Source organism: Janthinobacterium agaricidamnosum NBRC 102515 = DSM 9628 (genome assembly GCF_000723165.1).
GTDB classification, from domain to species: domain Bacteria; phylum Pseudomonadota; class Gammaproteobacteria; order Burkholderiales; family Burkholderiaceae_D; genus Janthinobacterium; species Janthinobacterium agaricidamnosum.
The window spans coordinates 2,417,453-2,435,468 of the sequence record NZ_HG322949.1; the positions used below are offsets into that span (position 1 = coordinate 2,417,453).

General features: G+C 61.0%; 15 protein-coding genes. 10 read left to right on the plus strand and 5 right to left on the minus strand.

The features are described from left to right. Positions 1–12: 12 nt before the first annotated feature. The gene (locus GJA_RS10365; protein WP_038491787.1) at positions 13–720 is read left to right on the plus strand and encodes an enoyl-CoA hydratase-related protein; all 708 of its coding nucleotides are present in this window, start codon (positions 13–15) and stop codon (positions 718–720) included. A 115-nt stretch (positions 721–835) separates the two neighbouring features. Here GJA_RS10365 and GJA_RS10370 read toward each other — a convergent pair whose 3' ends face one another. Next, positions 836–1,810: a thymidylate synthase gene (locus GJA_RS10370; protein WP_038491790.1), complete on the minus strand. Its 975-nt coding sequence runs from the start codon at positions 1,808–1,810 to the stop codon at positions 836–838. A gap of 279 nt (positions 1,811–2,089) precedes the next feature. On the opposite strand from GJA_RS10370, the gene GJA_RS10375 reads away from it, so the two are divergent. Next, positions 2,090–4,777, plus strand: coding sequence for a bifunctional diguanylate cyclase/phosphodiesterase (locus GJA_RS10375; RefSeq protein WP_038491793.1), 2,688 nt, complete (start codon positions 2,090–2,092; stop codon positions 4,775–4,777). 154 nt (positions 4,778–4,931) lie between these two features. Next, positions 4,932–6,368 (plus strand): OmpP1/FadL family transporter, encoded by a 1,437-nt coding sequence (locus tag GJA_RS10380; RefSeq protein ID WP_038491796.1) that lies wholly within the window; start codon positions 4,932–4,934, stop codon positions 6,366–6,368. A gap of 76 nt (positions 6,369–6,444) precedes the next feature. On the opposite strand, the gene GJA_RS10385 is transcribed toward GJA_RS10380, so the two are convergent. Genes GJA_RS10385 through leuE (GJA_RS10395) form a run of 3 tightly spaced genes read right to left on the minus strand, consistent with a single transcriptional unit; the run spans position 6,445 to position 8,904 of the window. Further along, positions 6,445–7,524 (minus strand): threonine aldolase family protein, encoded by a 1,080-nt coding sequence (locus GJA_RS10385; RefSeq protein ID WP_038491798.1) that lies wholly within the window; start codon positions 7,522–7,524, stop codon positions 6,445–6,447. 21 nt (positions 7,525–7,545) lie between these two features. Beyond that, a complete protein-coding gene (gene leuE, locus GJA_RS10390) occupies positions 7,546–8,217 on the minus strand; it encodes a leucine efflux protein LeuE (RefSeq protein ID WP_038491801.1) in 672 nt (223 codons plus the stop codon). A gap of 21 nt (positions 8,218–8,238) precedes the next feature. Further along, positions 8,239–8,904: a leucine efflux protein LeuE gene (gene leuE, locus GJA_RS10395; RefSeq protein ID WP_038491804.1), complete on the minus strand. Its 666-nt coding sequence runs from the start codon at positions 8,902–8,904 to the stop codon at positions 8,239–8,241. 421 nt (positions 8,905–9,325) lie between these two features. On the opposite strand from leuE (GJA_RS10395), the gene GJA_RS10400 reads away from it, so the two are divergent. The 7 genes from GJA_RS10400 to GJA_RS10430 all read left to right on the plus strand — a co-directional run bounded on the left by GJA_RS10400 (position 9,326) and on the right by GJA_RS10430 (position 16,032). Next, complete coding sequence (locus GJA_RS10400) at positions 9,326–9,919, plus strand: RNA polymerase sigma factor (protein WP_038491807.1); 594 nt, start codon at positions 9,326–9,328, stop codon at positions 9,917–9,919. Between the two features lie 23 nt (positions 9,920–9,942). After that, positions 9,943–10,626 (plus strand): zf-HC2 domain-containing protein, encoded by a 684-nt coding sequence (locus GJA_RS10405; RefSeq protein ID WP_051780612.1) that lies wholly within the window; start codon positions 9,943–9,945, stop codon positions 10,624–10,626. Next, positions 10,623–11,924 (plus strand): S8 family peptidase, encoded by a 1,302-nt coding sequence (locus GJA_RS10410; protein ID WP_242404507.1) that lies wholly within the window; start codon positions 10,623–10,625, stop codon positions 11,922–11,924. Before GJA_RS10405 ends, GJA_RS10410 begins: the two co-directional genes overlap by 4 nt. Before the next feature lie 9 nt (positions 11,925–11,933). Further along, positions 11,934–12,632 carry a TorF family putative porin gene (locus GJA_RS10415; RefSeq protein WP_051780614.1) on the plus strand — a complete coding sequence of 233 codons (699 nt, stop codon included), beginning with the start codon at positions 11,934–11,936 and terminating at the stop codon, positions 12,630–12,632. 133 nt (positions 12,633–12,765) lie between these two features. Beyond that, the gene (locus tag GJA_RS10420) at positions 12,766–13,899 is read left to right on the plus strand and encodes a TIGR03118 family protein (RefSeq protein WP_242404508.1); all 1,134 of its coding nucleotides are present in this window, start codon (positions 12,766–12,768) and stop codon (positions 13,897–13,899) included. A gap of 276 nt (positions 13,900–14,175) precedes the next feature. Beyond that, positions 14,176–15,582, plus strand: a complete 1,407-nt coding sequence (locus tag GJA_RS10425; protein WP_144241478.1) for a DUF418 domain-containing protein — start codon at positions 14,176–14,178, stop codon at positions 15,580–15,582. A 144-nt stretch (positions 15,583–15,726) separates the two neighbouring features. Then, positions 15,727–16,032, plus strand: coding sequence for a hypothetical protein (locus GJA_RS10430; protein WP_038491812.1), 306 nt, complete (start codon positions 15,727–15,729; stop codon positions 16,030–16,032). 67 nt (positions 16,033–16,099) lie between these two features. Here GJA_RS10430 and GJA_RS10435 read toward each other — a convergent pair whose 3' ends face one another. Next, a complete protein-coding gene (locus GJA_RS10435; protein ID WP_038491815.1) occupies positions 16,100–17,983 on the minus strand; it encodes an ABC transporter transmembrane domain-containing protein in 1,884 nt (627 codons plus the stop codon). Positions 17,984–18,016: the final 33 nt, after the last annotated feature.

Consider the following 18,016-nt stretch of genomic DNA (forward strand, 5'->3'; position numbering starts at 1 on the left):
TTCACTCGATAGATGGATCCGGCAACTTCCGCATTGCTATCCAGCGCGTACTTCCAGTTTGAACACGATCCTTCCTTGAGGGCCGCGGTTCTGTTCGGCCATGGCCAGCATTTTTGCCAAGGGGTCGATGTCGCCGCGTGGGCGCCGCGGATCGCTGCGCATGGGGATGCCGTGGCGAAACCCGAGACCATCGATCCAGTGGGGAAAACCAAGCCTAGGCTGACGAAGCCGGTGCTGGTCGCGGTGCACGGCAATACCTGGAACCTCGGCCACGAGCTGCATCTGGCCTGCGACATTCGTATCGCGGCGGCGGACACCAGTTTTGCGCAGACTGAAAATACGCATGCCCGTTTCCCCGGCGGCGGCTCGACGATACGCTTCGTGCGCGAAGCCGGGTGGGCCCAGGCGATGCGTTATCTGCTCACCGGCGATGCATGGAGCGCGAACGATGCGCTACGCATGGGCATCATTCAAGAAATTGTGCCGACCGCGGACGCCGCGTTGCAGCGCGCCATTGAACTGGCCAATAAAATTGCCGCTTGCGCACCGTTGTCGATCAAGACCACCCTCGCATCGGCGCACCTCGCCCTGACTGAAGGAGAGGACGCGGCATTCGCGGCATTGGGGCCGCAGCGCAGCGCGCTGTATGCCAGCGACGATTTCAAAGAAAATCTGCGCGCCATCGCGGAACATCGGGCACCGGTTTATCAGGGGAAATAAAACACTGGCCCTGCCATGTCACGATCGGTGCATCTGGCTGGCCGGCCCTCGTGCGGCAAAGAGGCCGCGCGCCGCGACCAGCGGCAGCCGTCAGGCCCGCTGGAATGACACGGCCTCAGACCGCCATCGCCGCCTTGATCGGCGCGTGGTGCTGATACCCTTCCAGCGAAAAGTCGTCCGGTTCGATCCGTTCCAGCCATTCCGGTTCGTATTTGCCGGTCTTGGCGAAGTCCGGCACGCGCTCGGAAATGACGAATTGTGGCGCCGGGAACGGCGTGCGTGTCAATTGTTCCTTGACCATGTCGAGGTGGTTTTCATAGATGTGCGCGTCGCCGATGAAATACGTGAACCAGCGCGGCGTGTAGCCGGTCAGGCGTCCGACCAGGTGCAGCAGCGCCGCGCCTTCGGCCAGGTTGAACGGCGTGCCGAGGCCGATGTCGTTGCTGCGCACATACAGGCACAGCGAGATTTCGCGGGTGCTGGCGTTCGGGATGAATTGGTACAGCAAGTGGCAGGCGGGCAGGGCCACCGCGTCCAGGTCGGCCGGGTTCCAGCCGTGGAACAAAATGCGCCGGCTACCCGGATTGTGGATGATGGTGTCCAGGCACTCGCGCAACTGGTCGACGGCTTTGTACAGCAACACTTTTTGCACGCCTTCATCGAGCATGGTCGCCACCACCCGGAAGCCGTTTTTTTCAGCGTCGGCGATTTGCAGCGGCTGGTCGGCCGCGATCAATTTGTAGGCCGGCCAGCCGCGCCATTGCACGCCGTACACCGGACCCAGGTCGTCTTCGCCTTCGCGGTACGGATTGGCCAGCCATTGCGCATTTTCATTGGCGTTCTGGTCCCATACTTTACAGCCCAGCGCGCGGAATTCGGCCGCGTTGCGCGAACCGCGCAAGAAGGCGATCAATTCGCCGATCACCGATTTGAACGCCAGCTTCTTGGTCGTAACGGCTGGAAAGCCATCCTTGGCCAGGTCGAAACGCATCATCGCGCCCGGTACGCTGAGGGTGCGGATGCCGGTGCGGTTGTCTTGCCAACTGCCGGTGTCGAGCACGGTCTTGATCAAATCCTGATATTGCTGCATTGATTTCTCCAACGGAATAGGGGCTGGCGGCGCATTTGCAGCGTGTGCATGGGCGGCCTTGCCAGGCAGACAGCGATTGTAACGCAGGCGGGAGTTGCCGGCATAGGCCCGCGCGTGTGATTGGATGGCCGATAAAAGTGCTGCTGAAGTCACCGTAAGGCAACATTTCAATATCACTATGTGTTAATTTATGTGTCTGCATGGAAATAAAACATGGCTTCATGCTATTCCTGCACCGGCACCCCTGTTGCAGGCAAGAAAAATCAAAGTAGCAGCGAGATGATGAAATTCGATTTCCTGAAAAGCAATTTGCGCGTGGTGCTGGTGTGGCCGCTGGTCGGACTGGTCTTGTGCGCGTCGATGTGGGCCGTCACGCTGCTGCAATTGAAGGCGGAAAAGGTGGTCGCGGAAAAGCATGCGCTGGTGACGGTCGCATCGCTGTCGCGCGCCTATGCGCAGTATCTGGCGCGTACGCTGGAACAGATGGATCAGGTCACGCTGCAATTGAAGTATGAGTGGGAAAAGTCGCATGGCGCCTTGCGCCTGGAAGAGTTGAAGTACAGTGGTTTGTATGCCGGTCCGCACTATGCGATCGTCGCGGTGCTGGACCGCAAGGGCAATCCGCTGAGCGCCACCGCGCCGTTTTCGCGCTTGCGCAAGAGCGATATTACCGAGTATTTGCTGAAACACTGGCGCAACAAGACCGGCACCGTGCGCATCGGGCTGGGCCAAAGCCGCGGCGACGACAAGCCGCTGATCCATTTCACGCGCCGGCTGGAAGATGACAAGGGCGATTTCGACGGCGTGATCGTGGTGGCCATCGATCCGCTGCATTTGTCGGAATTTTATGACAGCGCCAATTTCGGCCAGTTCGGCCTGTCGGCGATGGTCGGCGAAGACGGCGAAGTATTCAGCACGCGGCTCGGTTCGAGCGTGCTGGACGCCAACCGCACGCCGTTTCTCGATACGTCCTTCCTGGAAAGCGACAGCGGTGCGCTGCAATCGGCGGGACGAGTCGCGTTTGCCGACAAGGAAAACCGTTTTGTTGGCTGGCAATCGCTGAAATCCTATCCATTCACCGCCGTGATCGGCCTGGCCGAGTCGGAGGTGTTGCGCCCATACCAGGAAACGCGCGCCATTTATATCGGCATCGCCAGCGCGGTCAGCGCCTTGCTGCTGGTATTCAGCGGCATCGCCTGCGGTTTGTCGCTGCGCCTGGCCTTGCGCCAGCAACAGTCGGAAGGCGTGCGCAACGCTTACCGCATGGCGACCGAAGGCACCAGCGACGGGTTTTATATTATTACCGCGATCCGCGATGCGGCGGGAGCCATCATCGATTTCGAATTGGTCGATTGCAATGAGCCGGGCGCGCGCTTCTTTGGCGTGCACCGCGAACAATTGCTGGGCATGCGCGTGCAATCGCGCATCCACGAGGCATATTTCCGCGATTTAATGCAGAGTTACCGCGAAGCGATGATCAGCGGTTTTTCCGAGCAGGAAATCGAACTGGCGGACGACAATCCTTTCCATTTGCGCTGGATCCGCCGGCGCCTGGTGCGCAGCGGCGACCGGCTGGCGGTGACCTTGCAGGATATCAGCGACGCCAAGTCGCATGAAGCCGACCTGCACCGGCTGGCCAATGAAGATGGCTTGACCGGCTTGCCGAACCGCCACTGGCTGGGCCGCTTCCTGCCGAACGCGCTGGCGCGGGCCCAGGCCGGCGAGAGCAGCCTGGCGCTGCTGTTCATCGACCTCGACGGCTTCAAGGATATCAACGATACCAAGGGCCACGCCGAGGGCGACAAGGTATTGCGCGCCGCATCGCAGCGCTTGAAATCGGTATTGCGTCCGAGCGACAACGTGGTGCGGCTCGGCGGCGACGAGTTTGTCGTGATCCTCGATCCGGTCGAGGACGATGCCCGCGCCGAACGCGTCGCCGAGCGCATCGCGGAAGCGTTCGACGAACCGTTTTATGTCGGCCTCGACCGTCACAAGATGGGCGCGTCGATCGGCATCAGCCTGTATCCGCGCGATGGGCTGGACACCGCAACCTTGCTCAAGAATGCGGATATCGCGATGTACGCCGTCAAGATGGCGGGCAAGGGCCATCACCGCTTTTACCAGCCGGAACTATATGAAGTGATACGCAACCGCCGCGATATCGAGCAAAACCTGGTCACGGCGCTGGAAGAAGACCAGTTTGTCGTGTATTACCAGCCGCGCGTCGATACCATGAGCGGCGAGTTGTGCAGCGTCGAAGCGCTGGTGCGCTGGATGCATCCGCAGCAGGGCATGGTGCCGCCGCTGGACTTTATTTCCGTCGCGGAAAGCAGCGGCCTGATTTCGCAACTGGGCGAAGTGGTGATCGAAAAAGTGTGCCAGCAAATGGCGCGCTGGAAAGCCCACGGCCAGTCACTGGTGCCGGTGTCGATCAACGTGTCGGCGCGCCAGTTCGGCCGCGGCGACGTGCACCTGGTACTGGCTGAAGCACTGGCGCGGCACGGTATCGACGCCCATTTGATCGAAGTCGAGATCACCGAATCGGCGATGATGGACCAGCAAAACCGCGCGGTCGAGCAATTGGCCGCGATCCGCGCGCTCGGCGTGCGCTTGCTGGTCGACGATTTCGGCACCGGTTATTCATCGCTGTCGCAATTGCAGAAATTCGCGATGGACGGCTTGAAGATCGACCGCGCCTTCACTACCGAGCTGGGGCGCTCGGAGCAGGGCGAGATTTTCATCCGCGCGATCTTGTCGATGGCGCATGCGCTGGGCATGAGCGTGGTGGCCGAGGGGGTGGAGAGCATGCGGCAGCTGGAAATTTTACGCAGCCTGCAATGTAATGAAATTCAAGGTTATTTTGTTTCCAGACCGGTTCCCGCCGAACAAATGCTCGGTTTAATGCGCAAACGTTTCTTGATTGATGCGCCGCAAGCCCTGCTGGCGCCATACTGCCCGATTTTTTAAAAGAACGACCGTTCGCTCTTTTTTCTAAAGTATTGTATGCTGCCATCAGGCTGTAACCACGGATCAAGCGTCGTTACAGACCAAGAGTGCCAAGTAGCATGCGCCGCCCCGCGGCCCGGCATCTGATCGCCCCTATAAAAAAGAGAGACCTATCTTGAAACACAAATACCTGTCCTTGATGATTGCCGCCGCATTGGCTGGCCTGTCGGCCACCGCCCAGGCGTCCGGCTACCGTTTCGGTTCGCAAAGCGTGTCCGGCCAAGGCACGGCCGACGCCAACGGCGCCGAAGCGGCCGACGCGTCGACCATTTTCTACAACCCGGCCGGCCTGTCGCGCCTGGACGGCGCGCAAATCGTCGGCGGCGCCACGGTGGTGGTGCCGCATTCGAGCTTCAACGACACCGGCTCGACGACCTTCCTCGGCAAGCCGAGCGGCGGTACCCCGGCCAGGGGTTACGCGCCCGGTTCGGTGACCGCGCCATCGCTGTACGCCAGCAAGAAAATCAACGATCAGTGGACCATCGGCGCGGGTGTGTTCGTGCCGTACGGCGCCAAGCTCGATTACGGCAATACCTGGACCGGCCGCTACGCGCTGACCGATATCGACCTGAAATCGGTGGCCATCAATCCATCGGTGGCGTTCAAGCTGGACCAGCACCATTCCTTCGGTTTCGGCATGAGCGCCGAATACATGAAGGCGGAACTGGGCCAGGCGGTCGACGTGCCGGGTTCGGTGGCCTACCTGGGCCAGCACGCGCCGGGCGCGGCCGCGGCCTTCCTGAACGGTATTGCCCAGTCGCAAGGTCCGGCCGCCGCGCAAGCCGCCGGTGCGGCCTTGCTGGGCGCCAAGGATGGCCATGGCTTGATGGGCGGCAGCGACTGGGGTTACGGTTTTAACGCCGGTTACCTGTTCCAGTTGAATGAAGCGACCCGTTTCGGGCTGGCCTACCGTTCGTCGATTTCGCACAAGCTGAAGGGCGATACCATCTGGGATTTCTCGGGCGTATCGAATAACGCGGCGGTGAATGCATTTATCGCAAAGGCGTCGAACAAGGTCAATTCGCAGGCGCTGGTCGAGTTGCGCACGCCGGAAACGCTGTCGGCCAACGTATTCCACCAAATTGACGCCAAATGGGCGGCGATGGCCGACGTGACGTGGAGCCGCACCTCGCGCCTGGATAACCTCGACATCCAGTTCCCGCCGACCGGCGAAGGCGCCGAACGCATCCGCCAGCAATGGAAAAACACTTATCGGGTATCGCTGGGCGGCAATTACCGCTACAACGAAAACCTGCTGCTGCGCGGCGGTATCGCCTACGACCAGGCGCCGACCCAGGGGCCGGAACTGAGCCATCCAGCGTTGCCGGACAGCGACCGTTACCAGTTCTCGCTGGGCGCCAACTGGAAATTGAACGCCAATTCGTCGATCGACCTGGCCTACAGCTACCTGAACTTCAAGGATACCAGCATCAATTACACCAACGCGTGTTCGCCGGTCACCCCTGGCTGCACCGGCAATGGCGAAACCACGCGCGGCAATTACCAGACCCATTTGCAACTGCTGGGCCTGGCTTATAACTACAAGTTTTAAGCCAGCACGCAAGTAGGCAAGTCGCGGGCATAAAAACGGGCGCCATCCAGGCGCCCGTTTTTTCATCGCGGCGCGCTTACAGCGCCGCCGCCAGCAGGCCGATGACGTCGCGCACGCGCTGGTCCGGCATGTTCAGCAAGTTGTCGCCGACATACAATTCGACCACGCTGTGGTCCGGCAGCGCCGCATGGCTGGCGCGGCCGAACAGCCAGACGCCGTCGCGTTCGGCGATCTGGTTGCGGATCTGGATCGCGCGTTCGCGGCTGACCGGCAAGTGCAGGTGCAGCATATTGGCGTGCGGCCGGGCCGGATTGGCCTTGATCGCCGGATAGTCGCGCAGCAATTCGTAAAACCACTGGGTGCGCTTGAAGTAGGCCGGCATGGCCGCCAGCCGGGTATCGAACTGCATCGCCGCCGCCACCAGGTACGGGGTGCGCTGGTACACATTGCCGCCCAGCCGGTGGAACCATTCGCGCGCCCGCGCAACGAAGCTGGCGCTGCCGGCCAGCATCGCGCCGCTCATGCCGCCGATGCCCTTGTACAGCGATAGATAGACGCTGTCAAAACCTTGCGTGATCTCTGGCAGCGGGCGCTCGAACGCGGCTTGCGTTTCCAGCAGCCGGGCGCCATCCATATGCAGGTGGATATTTTGCTCGTCGCAATAGCGCTTGATGTCGTTCAATTCTTGCCACGACGGACATTGGCCGCCGATTTCACGCGCCGGCAATTCGACGGCGGCCGCGCCCACTTGCTCGGGAATGGCCTGTAAATCGTTCAAGGTCCATGGCCGGTGCGCATCGCCGATCGGCAGCGCGGTGAAATGGTCCAGCAGCGCATGGTTGCCGCGTTCGTGCAGCAAGATGTGCGCAGTCGGATGCAAGGCCACCAGGCGGCTGCCGCGGTCCTGGCAAGCCAGCCGCAGCGCGGTCACTTGCGTCATGGTGCCGGTGATGCAAAAGACCGCCGCTTCGAAGCCCAGCAGGCTGGCGATTTTTTGTTCGAAAGCCTGTATCAACGTCCCCGAACCATAGACATCGTGGGCAACGTTATTGGTTTCGCACCAGGCCGCCATCGCGGCGAAGGTTTCGGCGGGCGAGGCCTGGCGGTGGCCAGGCAGGACGGTGTGGCATTGCAGGCGCAGTTCGGCGTCGGTCAAGATACTTTCTCCAGTCGGTGATTACAAAGTGGCGCTGGCGAGCTTGGCGCCAAAGCCGATGAACATGGCGCCGACTCCGCCCGCCATGCTGGTGGACAGGCGCCGGCGGCGGCGGAATGCCTCGGCCAGCCTTGCGCCGATCAGGATCAGGACGATCATATAGCTCCAGTTGATGATTTCGGCAACCAGGCCCAGCATTGCAAACGACAATGCCGGCGTGCTGAAATGCGGATCGACGAACTGGATAACGAAGGAAATGAAGAACAGGATCGCTTTCGGATTCATCAGGCCGATCACCAGCGCCTTGCGGAAAGGAGCGCTTTCCCTTTCTTTGTGTTGCGCGGCTTCGTCCGGTGTGTCTGCTGCGCCGCCGCGCAGGCTGCGCCAGCAAGAGAGCATCATGTGCAAGCCTATCCAGCAGAGGTAGGCTGCTCCGATATATTTGACCACATAAAATAGCGCCGGGCTGGCTTTCAGCAGCGATGCGACGCCGCAAGTGGACAGCAGCATCAACACGATATTACCGAGGCTGATGCCGGCCGCGCCTTGATATCCCTGGCGCGCGCCGCGCCGGGCCGCCAGGCTCAGGATATACATCGAGCTTGGGCCGGGCAAGACGATCAGCAAGGTGGTGCCCAGTAAATAAGTCCAAAAGTCGATAATGCCAAAGCTGGCGTGCATCAGGGCGTTCATGGCGTTCCAGAGAGTCGGTGATTACAAAGTGGCACTGGCGAGCTTGGCGCCAAAGCCGATGAACATGGCGCCGACTGCGCCCGCCACGCTGGCGGACAGGCGCCGGCGCCGCCGGAAGGTGTCGGCCAGCCGTGCGCCGAGGAAGATCAGGGCGGTCAGGTAGCTCCAGCTGAGGATTTGGCAAACCAGGCCCAGCAGCGCGAACGACAATACCGGCTTGCCGAATTCCGGATCGACAAACTGGATGAAGAAGGAAATGAAGAACAGGATCGCTTTCGGATTCATCAGGCTGATCAGCAGCGCCTTGCGGAACGGATCGCTTTCCTTCACCGGCTGCGTCACGGCCGGCGCAAGCTGCGCGTGGTGGCGCAGCTTGCGCCAGCAGCCGGCCAGCATGTGCAGGCCGATCCAGGCCAGATAGGCGGCGCCGATATACTTGACCACATAAAACAGCGCCGGGCTGGCTTTCAGCAGCGACGCCACGCCGCAGGCGGACAGCACCATCAGCACGATATCGCCGACGCAGATGCCGGCCGCGCCCTTGTAAGCCTGGCGCACGCCGCGTTGCGCCGCCACGCTCAGCACGTACATCGAATTCGGGCCGGGCAGGATGACGATGAAGACGGTGCCGAGCAAAAAGGTCCAGAAATCGGTAATGCCAAAGTGGGTCTGCATCAGGGTGTTCATCGGGTTCCGGATAAAAAGGTGGGGTACGCCGGCGGGCGGCGGCGACAGGCTGCTATTTTACTTGTTTGCTCACAGGCTTGCAGCGGAGCAAGTGAAAAGCCGGAACCATGCCGATAGCGGCGTGCCGCGGCGCCGGCTTCTGTTACAAGTGAGTGGTTCGCAACTGTATTTCTGCCAGTCAAACGATACCATCAAGGTAGGCAGCTGCGCGGTTTGAGCGGCAAATCCGGGAGTACAATAAAAGCCGTCGTGCTGTGGCGCTCGCTGGCGGCATTGCGCGCCTGGGCACGGCCATTGGAGAATGGTTTCGATGGAAACAATTTTCAGTTGATGCTAGCATACCGCGCGGCGATTTTTTTTCAATGGTGTTGAACCATTTCACGCCGACACGGAATAGACGGCTAGAAATGGAGAATTGTCGATGTTTGGATTACTCGGAAAGACCACTGAAACCCCGCGGACCAAGGCTGGCAGAGATGAATCCGCCGACTTGCGGCTGATCGGCCAGATCGTGGACGGCGACCGGCGCGCCTTTGAAACCTTGTACCGGGCGTATTTTTCGCGCCTGACGCGCTTTCTTGACCGAATGACGCATAATACGGCGATGATCGAAGAGATCGTCAACGATGCGATGCTGGTGGTGTGGCGCCGCGCCGACACCTTCGATGGCAGTTGCAAGTTGTCGACCTGGATTTTTGCGATCGCCTACCGTACCGCGCTGAAGGCGATCAAGCACCGCGACGAGCCGGTCGACGCCGATCCGGACTTGCTGTACGGCGACGAGACGTTCGAACCGGAAGCCGGTTTCAGCCAGCAGCAATTGCAAGACCGGGTGGCGCAGGCACTGGATGTGTTGCCGATGGAGCAGCGCATGGTGGTCAACCTGACGTATTACCACGGCATGGGTTACGAAGAGATCAGCGGCATCATGGAATGCCCGCTGAATACGGTCAAGACGCGTATGTTCCATGCCCGGCGCCGCTTGAAAAACCTGCTGGCCGATGATGCGGAGTGACTATTATGATGACAGGAAAAATCGTGGAATTCGAAGCATCGACCCACCAAAAAGTGCAAAAATTATTACCATGGATGCTGGAAGAGTCGCTGACCGGCGCTGAACTGTCGATGGTGCGCAAGCATTTGCTGCATTGCGAAGAATGCCGCGCCGACCTGGCCTGGCAGCGCCAGATCCAGGCGGCCCGGCCACCGATGCAGTCGGCCCCGGATGTCGACCGCGCGTTTGCGGCGCTCAGCGGGCGGCTGGAGCCGGTGGCCCGTGCGCGCCGTCCCAGGCACGCTGTATCTGAGTGGCTGCGCAATGCCGGGCAAAACCTGTGGCAGGGCGGCAACGGCGGCGCACAATGGCAGCGCTGGGCAATGGCGACGCAGTGTGCGGTCATCGCCGGCCTCGCGCTGGCGCTGCTGAAACCGGCCAGCGACGTACCGCAGCAATATCACGCGCTGTCGGCGGCGGGCTCGCCGGCGACAGCGGCCGCCGCAGCGTCCGGCAATGTGATGGTGCTGTTCAAGCCGGACACCACCGAGCGTGAATTGCGCCGCATCCTGCAAGCGAGCGGCGCCCACATCGTCAATGGCCCGACCGTCACCGACGCCTATCTGCTGTATTTGCCGCCGGCGGGGCTGCATGCGGCGCTGCTGGCGTTGCGCCGCGAGCCGGCGGTGACGCTGGTCGCGCCGCTCGACAGTGGAGCGGCGCGGTGAAGGCGAGCCTGCTCAGTCTGCTATTGACGGCGCTGCTGGCCAGCGCTTCGTTGCGGGCCAACGGCGCCGAGCCGCTTCAAGCGGTCCCGTCCCAGCCAGGCGCGGCGGCGCCGGGCGCGTATCGCGACGCCTCCGAGCGGCAAGTGCTGGTGATGCTGCACATGCCGGCGCCGCATTTCCGGCCCGATTCCGGTTATTCCGGCGCCTATACCGACAATAGCGGCCACAGCGCGCGGCGCCGCATCGCCGCCGAACTGGCGCAGCGCCATGGCTTGACGCTGTTGTCCGACTGGCCGATGCCGATGCTGGGCATCGACTGCTACGTGATGGAAGCGCCGCCCGGCGTGCAGCGCCAGGACGCGGTGAAAGAACTGGCGGCCGACCCGCGCGTCGAATGGGCCCAGCCGATCGCCAGTTTCAGCGCCCTCAATCATGGCGACAGTGCCCGCGATCCCAAGCTGCGCGATCCGCTGTATGCGACCCAGCCGGGCGCGAAATTCTGGCATATCGCCGAATTGCATACCCGCGCCTATGGCCGCAATGTGAAGGTAGCGGTGATCGACAGCGGCGTCGAGGACAACCATCCCGATCTGGCTGGGCAAGTCGCTGTGAAGGAAAACTTCGTCGATGGCTCGGCTTACGCGTCGGAAAAACACGGCACGGCGGTGGCCGGCATCATCGCGGCCAAGGCCGGCAACGGCATCGGCATCGAAGGCGTGGCGCCCGGTGCGCGGCTGATGGCCTTGCGCGGCTGCTGGGAAGAAGCCGACCACAGCACGCGCTGTAACAGTTTTACCTTGGCCAAGGCGCTCAACTTTGCCGTGGTCAACAAGGCGCAAGTGATTAACATGAGCCTGGGCGGTCCGCCGGATATCTTGCTGCGCCGCTTGATCGATGCCGCGCTGCAGCGCGGCGTGACGGTGGTGGCGGCGGTCGATCCGAATCTTCCCGGCGGCGGCTTCCCGGCCGCCTATCCGGGCGTGATCGCCGCCGCGGCCGAGCGCTCGCAGGCGCCAGGACTCGATCCGGTGCTGGCACCGGGCCAGGATATTCCCAGCACCGTGCCGGGCGGAGGCTGGGGCCTGGTCAGCGGCACCTCGTTTTCCGCCGCCCATGTGGCGGGCATGGCGGCCTTGCTGGAAGGGCTGCATCCAAAACAGTCTTTGCGACGTAACTCTTTTTTAGGTAGTGGTATTGGCAGCGCCGGCGGCTTTGACGCCTGCGCGACAGTGTCGCGTGCCACCGGAGATTGCGTCTGCGCCTGCGCTCCCGTACCATTGTTAAAGGCGAATAAATAATTTGACTACATGACCCTTGCCGTCCCGCGCCGCAGCCTGGCGATCTTGATGTTTTTTCAACTTGGCGGCGCGCTGGCCCAGGTCAGCACCAGTGTCGCCATCGTTTCCGATTATCGGGCGCGCGGGGTCTCGCTCAGCGACGGCAAGCCGACGCCGCAGCTGAGCATCGGCTACGACCACCCGGACGGCTGGTACCTGGGCGGTTTCGCTTCCCGCGTCACCTTGCGCGGGATCGATGACAGCAATCAGCTGATTACCTATGCCGGTTATGCGCACTTGCTGGCGCCCGGCCTGAGCTGGGAAGCCGGCGCCAGCAAGTCCATCATCCAGCGCGGTTCCGGGTTCGACTATGCCGAAACCTTCATCGGCCTGGCCAGCGACCAGCTCAGCGGCCGGCTCTCTTACGCGCCCCATTATTTAGGCAAGAAGGACGGCTCGCTGTATGCCGAATTGAACGGCAACTATCCATTGAGCGACCGCTTGCGCCTGACCGCCCATGTCGGCTTGCTGCGTTCGCCTTCGCCGCCGCAAAGCGCTACGCCGACCCAGCTCTACCGCGCCGACCTGCGGCTGGGGATTAATTTCGATATCGAAGCGTGGAAGCTGCAACTGGCCTGGCTCAGCACGCAAAAAAAACATCCGGCCTATGCTTACCGCGATGGCGGCAGTCCGCAAACCTGGACCGCCAGCGCCGGGTATGAATTCTGAGCGGCTGATTGGCCAGTTGGCTGGCGCAAAAAAAAATTTGATTTTTTGGGGATTTGATTGAAACCTTTCTTTTCGGCATAGGCATATACGGTGGCAAGTTCCTTCCACCGTATCCGACATAAGAGAGAAAAGCATGATCCAGCAACCTCAAATCAAACGTATCGCCGGCCTGTTGATGATCGCAGGTTTCGCCGCAACCCTGGCTGCTTGCGGTGGCGGCTCCGACAACAATGTGAGCCAGCCCGCGCCTCCAGCCGGTCCTGTGGCAGGCGCGACCTTCGCCGCCAAGGCGCTGGTCTCGGATATCGCCGGCGCCGCAACCACCACCGACGCCAGCATGATCAATGCCTGGGGCCTGGCGTTCAACCCGACCGGCGCATCGTGGGTGGTCAACGACGGCACCTCGACCTCGACCTTGTACGACGGTAACGGCGTCAAGCAAAACCTGGTGGTCAGCATCAATCCTGGCTCGCTGGGCGTGGCCAAGCCTACCGGCATCGTGTTTACCGGCAGCGCCACCGATTTCAAGATCAGTTCCGGCGGCAATACCGGTCCTAGCCGTTTCATCTTCTCGAACCAGGCCGGTACCATCGCCGCATGGGCGCCTACCGTTGACGGCACCCATGCATTGACCATCGTCGACAATGCCGCCAAGGGCTCGGTCTACAAAGGCCTGGCGATCGCCAACGCCGGCGGCGCCAACATGATTTACGCCACCGACTTCAAGAATAACCATGTCGATGTGTTCGACGCCAACTTCAATCCGGTCGCCTTGCCGGCCGACTTCAAGGATCCTGCCGTGCCGGCCGGTTTTGCGCCATTCGGTATTCAAGCCATCGGCAACAGCATCTTCGTGACCTACGCCAAGCAAGATGCGACCGGCCGCGTGCAAGTGAAGGGCGCTGGCCTGGGCATGGTCAGCCAGTTCGACACCAGCGGCAAGCTGATCAAGGACCTGGTGCTGCAGGGCGGTGCACTGAACGCCCCGTGGGGCCTGGCGGTGGCGCCGGCTAACTTCGGTTCGTTCAGCAACAACCTGCTGGTCGGTAACTTCGGCGACGGCAAGATCAACGCCTTCGATATCAACACCGGCAAGGCGCTGGGCAGCGTCAGCGACAGCACCGGCGCGCCGCTGGTACTGGACGGCTTGTGGGCATTGCAATTCGGTAACGGCGTCTTGAGCCAGCCAACCAACACGCTGTTCTACACCGCCGGCCCGCAAGGCGCTACGCATGGCCAGTATGGCCGGGTCGACTTCGTGAAGTAAGCCAGGGTGCCAGGTGATTAGCCGGCCAGACTGACCGGATTGAAAAAGCGGGAATGTACAAGCATTCCCGCTTTTTTTTTGCAGCGGTGCCGCTGGGGGCAGCGGCGACTGTCCCCATTTTTCCGCAAATGCATCTGTTTGTAACGATGGTTCGTATATTCAATGCTTCAGTAATTGGTCTGGAAAATACAAGAACCATGCTGGAGTCTGCCTAGCCACTCGGGAGTGGATGATGCCGCCAATAATAGTTTGAAATTTTAATGGATAATTAATATAGTGAAAGATATAACATTTGAAAGAAATCAGGAAGATGCGCCGTCTCGTGACCATATGAAGGTTCCCACTGAGAAAACCGAACGCATTTCTTCGCTGGATTTCTTGCGCGGTTTTGCGCTGCTGGGAATCTTGGCGCTGAATATAGAAAGTTTCGCGGGGCCGGAATCATTGCACGATATCCCTGTCGGCCTGGCCAAACCGGCTTTTGTCGGCTGGCACGCCCATCTTGACCTCGCGATCGTGACATTGAAGTGGCTATTTTTCGAAGCCAAAATGCGCGGCTTGTTCGCCATGCTGTTTGGCGCCGGCGTGGTGCTGTTTTGCGAACGGCTGCAGCGCAGAGGGGCGGATGCTCCGGTCGCCGACCTGTATTTACGGCGTTGCATGTGGCTCATGTTATTCGGACTGATCCATGGCGCGATGATTTGGGGCGGCGACATCTTGCTGCAATACGCACTGTGCGGTCTGATTTTTCTGTTTCCGTTTAGAAATCTCAGCGCCAAAAGACTGATACTGACAGGTTCCTTCATCTGGCTGGTCGGCGGAACGCTCGGCGTGTTCAATTTTGTCGATGGCGCTGGCGCCTTGAAAAAAGGTGCGCAGATGGAGGAAATTCACCATATCGTTGCGCGCGGCGGTGTGTTGAATGATGAACAGAAAACCATGCTCAAGGAGGAAAAAGACAGCGCCGAGGGAGCCGCGAAGAAAACCGAAAAGAGAATTCAGGAAGCCACCACGGGCAGTTATCTTGAAGCACTGCCGAAGCATGCGAGTGGATTTTTTGAAACGATCTCCAGTATTTTCTTCTCCGGCCTGGTGGCGGAAGTGATCGGTGCGATGTTGCTGGGAATGGGACTGTACAAGGCAGGCTTCCTGACCGCCAAGTGGCGTTCCAGGCATTATGCGCTGGTCGCGGCGATTGGGTATAGCATATCGATGCCCATCGTGTTATTTGGAATATGGAAACTCCAAGCCGATCAGTTCAGCATACTGTCGGCCATGAAATGGATGTACTTTCCGTATTCGGTGGAACAGGCGTTTGGTACGCTGGCGAATGTGTCGGTATTGATACTGCTTAGCCGCCTGGCGCTGTTCCAGCCATTGATGAACGGCCTGGCCAGTATCGGGCGCATGGCGTTCAGCAACTACATCCTGACCAGCCTGGTGTGCCAGACCGTCTTTATCTGGAGTTCCTTGAAGCTGTATGGCCAGCTTGAATACTATCAATACATGTATGTGGTGTTCCTGATGTGGGCCATCAACTTTGTCTTCAGCGCGATCTGGCTGCGTGTATTCAACTTCGGTCCGCTGGAATGGGTCTGGCGCTCGCTGACGTACTGGAAGCGCCAGCCTTTGTTCAAGAAGAAAACGGCGCCGAAAGAAGACCAGTTGGCCTGGTTGCCATAAACGCCATCTTCAGTGCTGGTCCATGGAAAAACGGGAATGCATGATGCATTCCCGTTTTTTTGTAAGGTTTCATGACGATACGCAGCCAAGCAAGGCAGGTGCCGGAAAAAGCGCGTCACTCCTGGGTGTTTTTTTGAAGGGAAAATGCGCGGGCTGTTCGCCATGTTGTTCGGCGCCGGCGTGGTGCGGTTTTGCGAGCGGCTGGAGCGCAGGCTGACGGCGGCGCCGGTCGCCGATCTGTATCTGCGGCGCTGCATGTGGCTGCTGTTGTTCGGGCTGATCCATGGCGCGCTGATAATACCAGCGGATTCTTTGACGGCTGGAGCCGCCGCTGGGGACGCTGGCGAATGTGTCGGTACTGATACTGATCAGCAGAGTGGCGCTGTTTATATACTGACCAGCTTGCTTTGCCAGACCGTCTTCATCTGGAATGGTGCTGGCGCTCCCTGACCTATTGGAAGCGCCAGTCTTTATTCAGGAACAAGACTGCCGTGCAAACGATGGCCTGAGCCGGCTGTTAATGCGTTGCCAGTCCGCTATGGAATTGCAGCGCCGCCAGGTTGGCGTAGATGCCGCCCAGCGCGACCAGGCTGGCGTGGTTGCCGGTTTCGACGATCCTGCCGTCTTCCATGACGATGATGCGGTCGGCCCGCTGCACGGTCGCCAGGCGGTGCGCGATGATGACGGTGGTGCGGCCGACCATCGCCGCTTCCAGCGCGCTTTGCACCAGGCGTTCGGATTCGGCGTCGAGCGCGCTGGTGGCTTCGTCGAGCAGCAGCAGCGGCGGATTTTTCAGCAGCGCGCGGGCGATCGCGATGCGCTGGCGCTGGCCGCCGGACAGGCGCACGCCGCGCTCGCCGAGGAACGATTGATAACCGTTCGGCAGGCGTTCGATGAATTCGTGCGCGGCTGCCATTTTGGCGGCCTGGATCACTTCTTCATCGCTGGCGCCGGCGCGGCCGTAGCGGATGTTTTCCATCGCATCGGCTGAAAAGATCACGGTATCTTGCGGCACGATGCCGATCGCGCCGCGCAGCGCATGCAAATCGAGTTGCGTGATATCGACGCCATCGAGCTTGATCGAACCGCGCTGCGGATCGTAGAAGCGCAGGAACAACTGGAACAGCGTGGTCTTGCCGGCGCCGGAAGGGCCGACCACCGCCACCGTTTCACCGGGTCTGATGTCGAGGCTGACGTGGCTCAGCGACGCGGTATCGGGCCGCGACGGATAAAAGAACGAGATGTCGTTCAGGCTCAGCGCCGCGCCGTTGGCGGTGCGCGGCGGCAGCGCCAACGGCTGGACAGGGGACTGGATCTCGGACTTGACCGACATCAGTTCCAGCAGGCGCTCGGTGGCGCCGGCGGCGCGCTGCGCTTCGCCCATCACTTCGGACAGCGCGCCGATGGCGCCGGCGACGATCGATGCATACAGGATGAACTGGCCGAGGTCGCCGCCGGTCATGCTGCCTTCCAGCACCGCCCGGGCGCCCAGCCACAGCACGAACACGATGGCGCCGAATACCAGCAAGATGGCGATCATGGTCAGCAGCGCGCGCGCGCGGATGCGCCGCATCGCGGTGCCGAACGCGCCTTCGACCGAGGCGCCAAAACGGTCCGACTCGATTTTTTCATGGGTGAACGCCTGCACGGTCGGCATCGCGTTGAGGATTTCGCCGGCCATCGCCGACGCGTCGGCGATGCGGTCCTGCGAATCGCGCGACAGCTTGCGCACGCGGCGGCCGAACATCACGATCGGCACCACCACCAGCACCAGCAAGCCGATGATGATGGACGACAGTTTCGGGCTGGTGACGAACAACATCACCAGGCCGCCGAGGAACAGCAGCACATTCCTCAGCGCCATCGAGATGCTGGTGCCGACCACGGCCTGTATCAGCGTGGTGTCGGTGGTGATGCGCGACAGGACTTCGCCGGTTTGCGTGGTTTCAAAAAATTCGGGGCTTTGCGTGACGACGTGGCGGTACACCGCGTTGCGGATGTCGGCGGTGACCCGCTCGCCCAGCCACGACACGGTATAAAAGCGCGCGGCGGTGGCCAGCGCCAGCACCGATGCGACGCCGAACAGCGCCAGGAACACCAGGTCGACGTGCTTGATGCTCTTGCTGCCGGCCGCGCCGCCGAAACCGAGGTCGATCATTTGCTTGAACGCGGCCGGTATCGCCAGCGTCGACGCGGCGGCCACCACCAGCGCGATGCCGGCCAGGATGAATTGACGGCGGTAGGGCAGCAGGAACGGCAGCAAGCCCCTGAATGCGGACAGGCTGCCTTTTTTGGGCTCGCTGCTGGCGCTAGTGCCGTGCTTGCCGGCTGGCGCCGCGTAGGGTTTTGCCAAGGTGTCGCCGGCGTTGTTATTGTTAGTAGTGCTGGTGCTGTTGGTCATCGTATTGGCAGTTCTCGGTGAACGTACATAAAA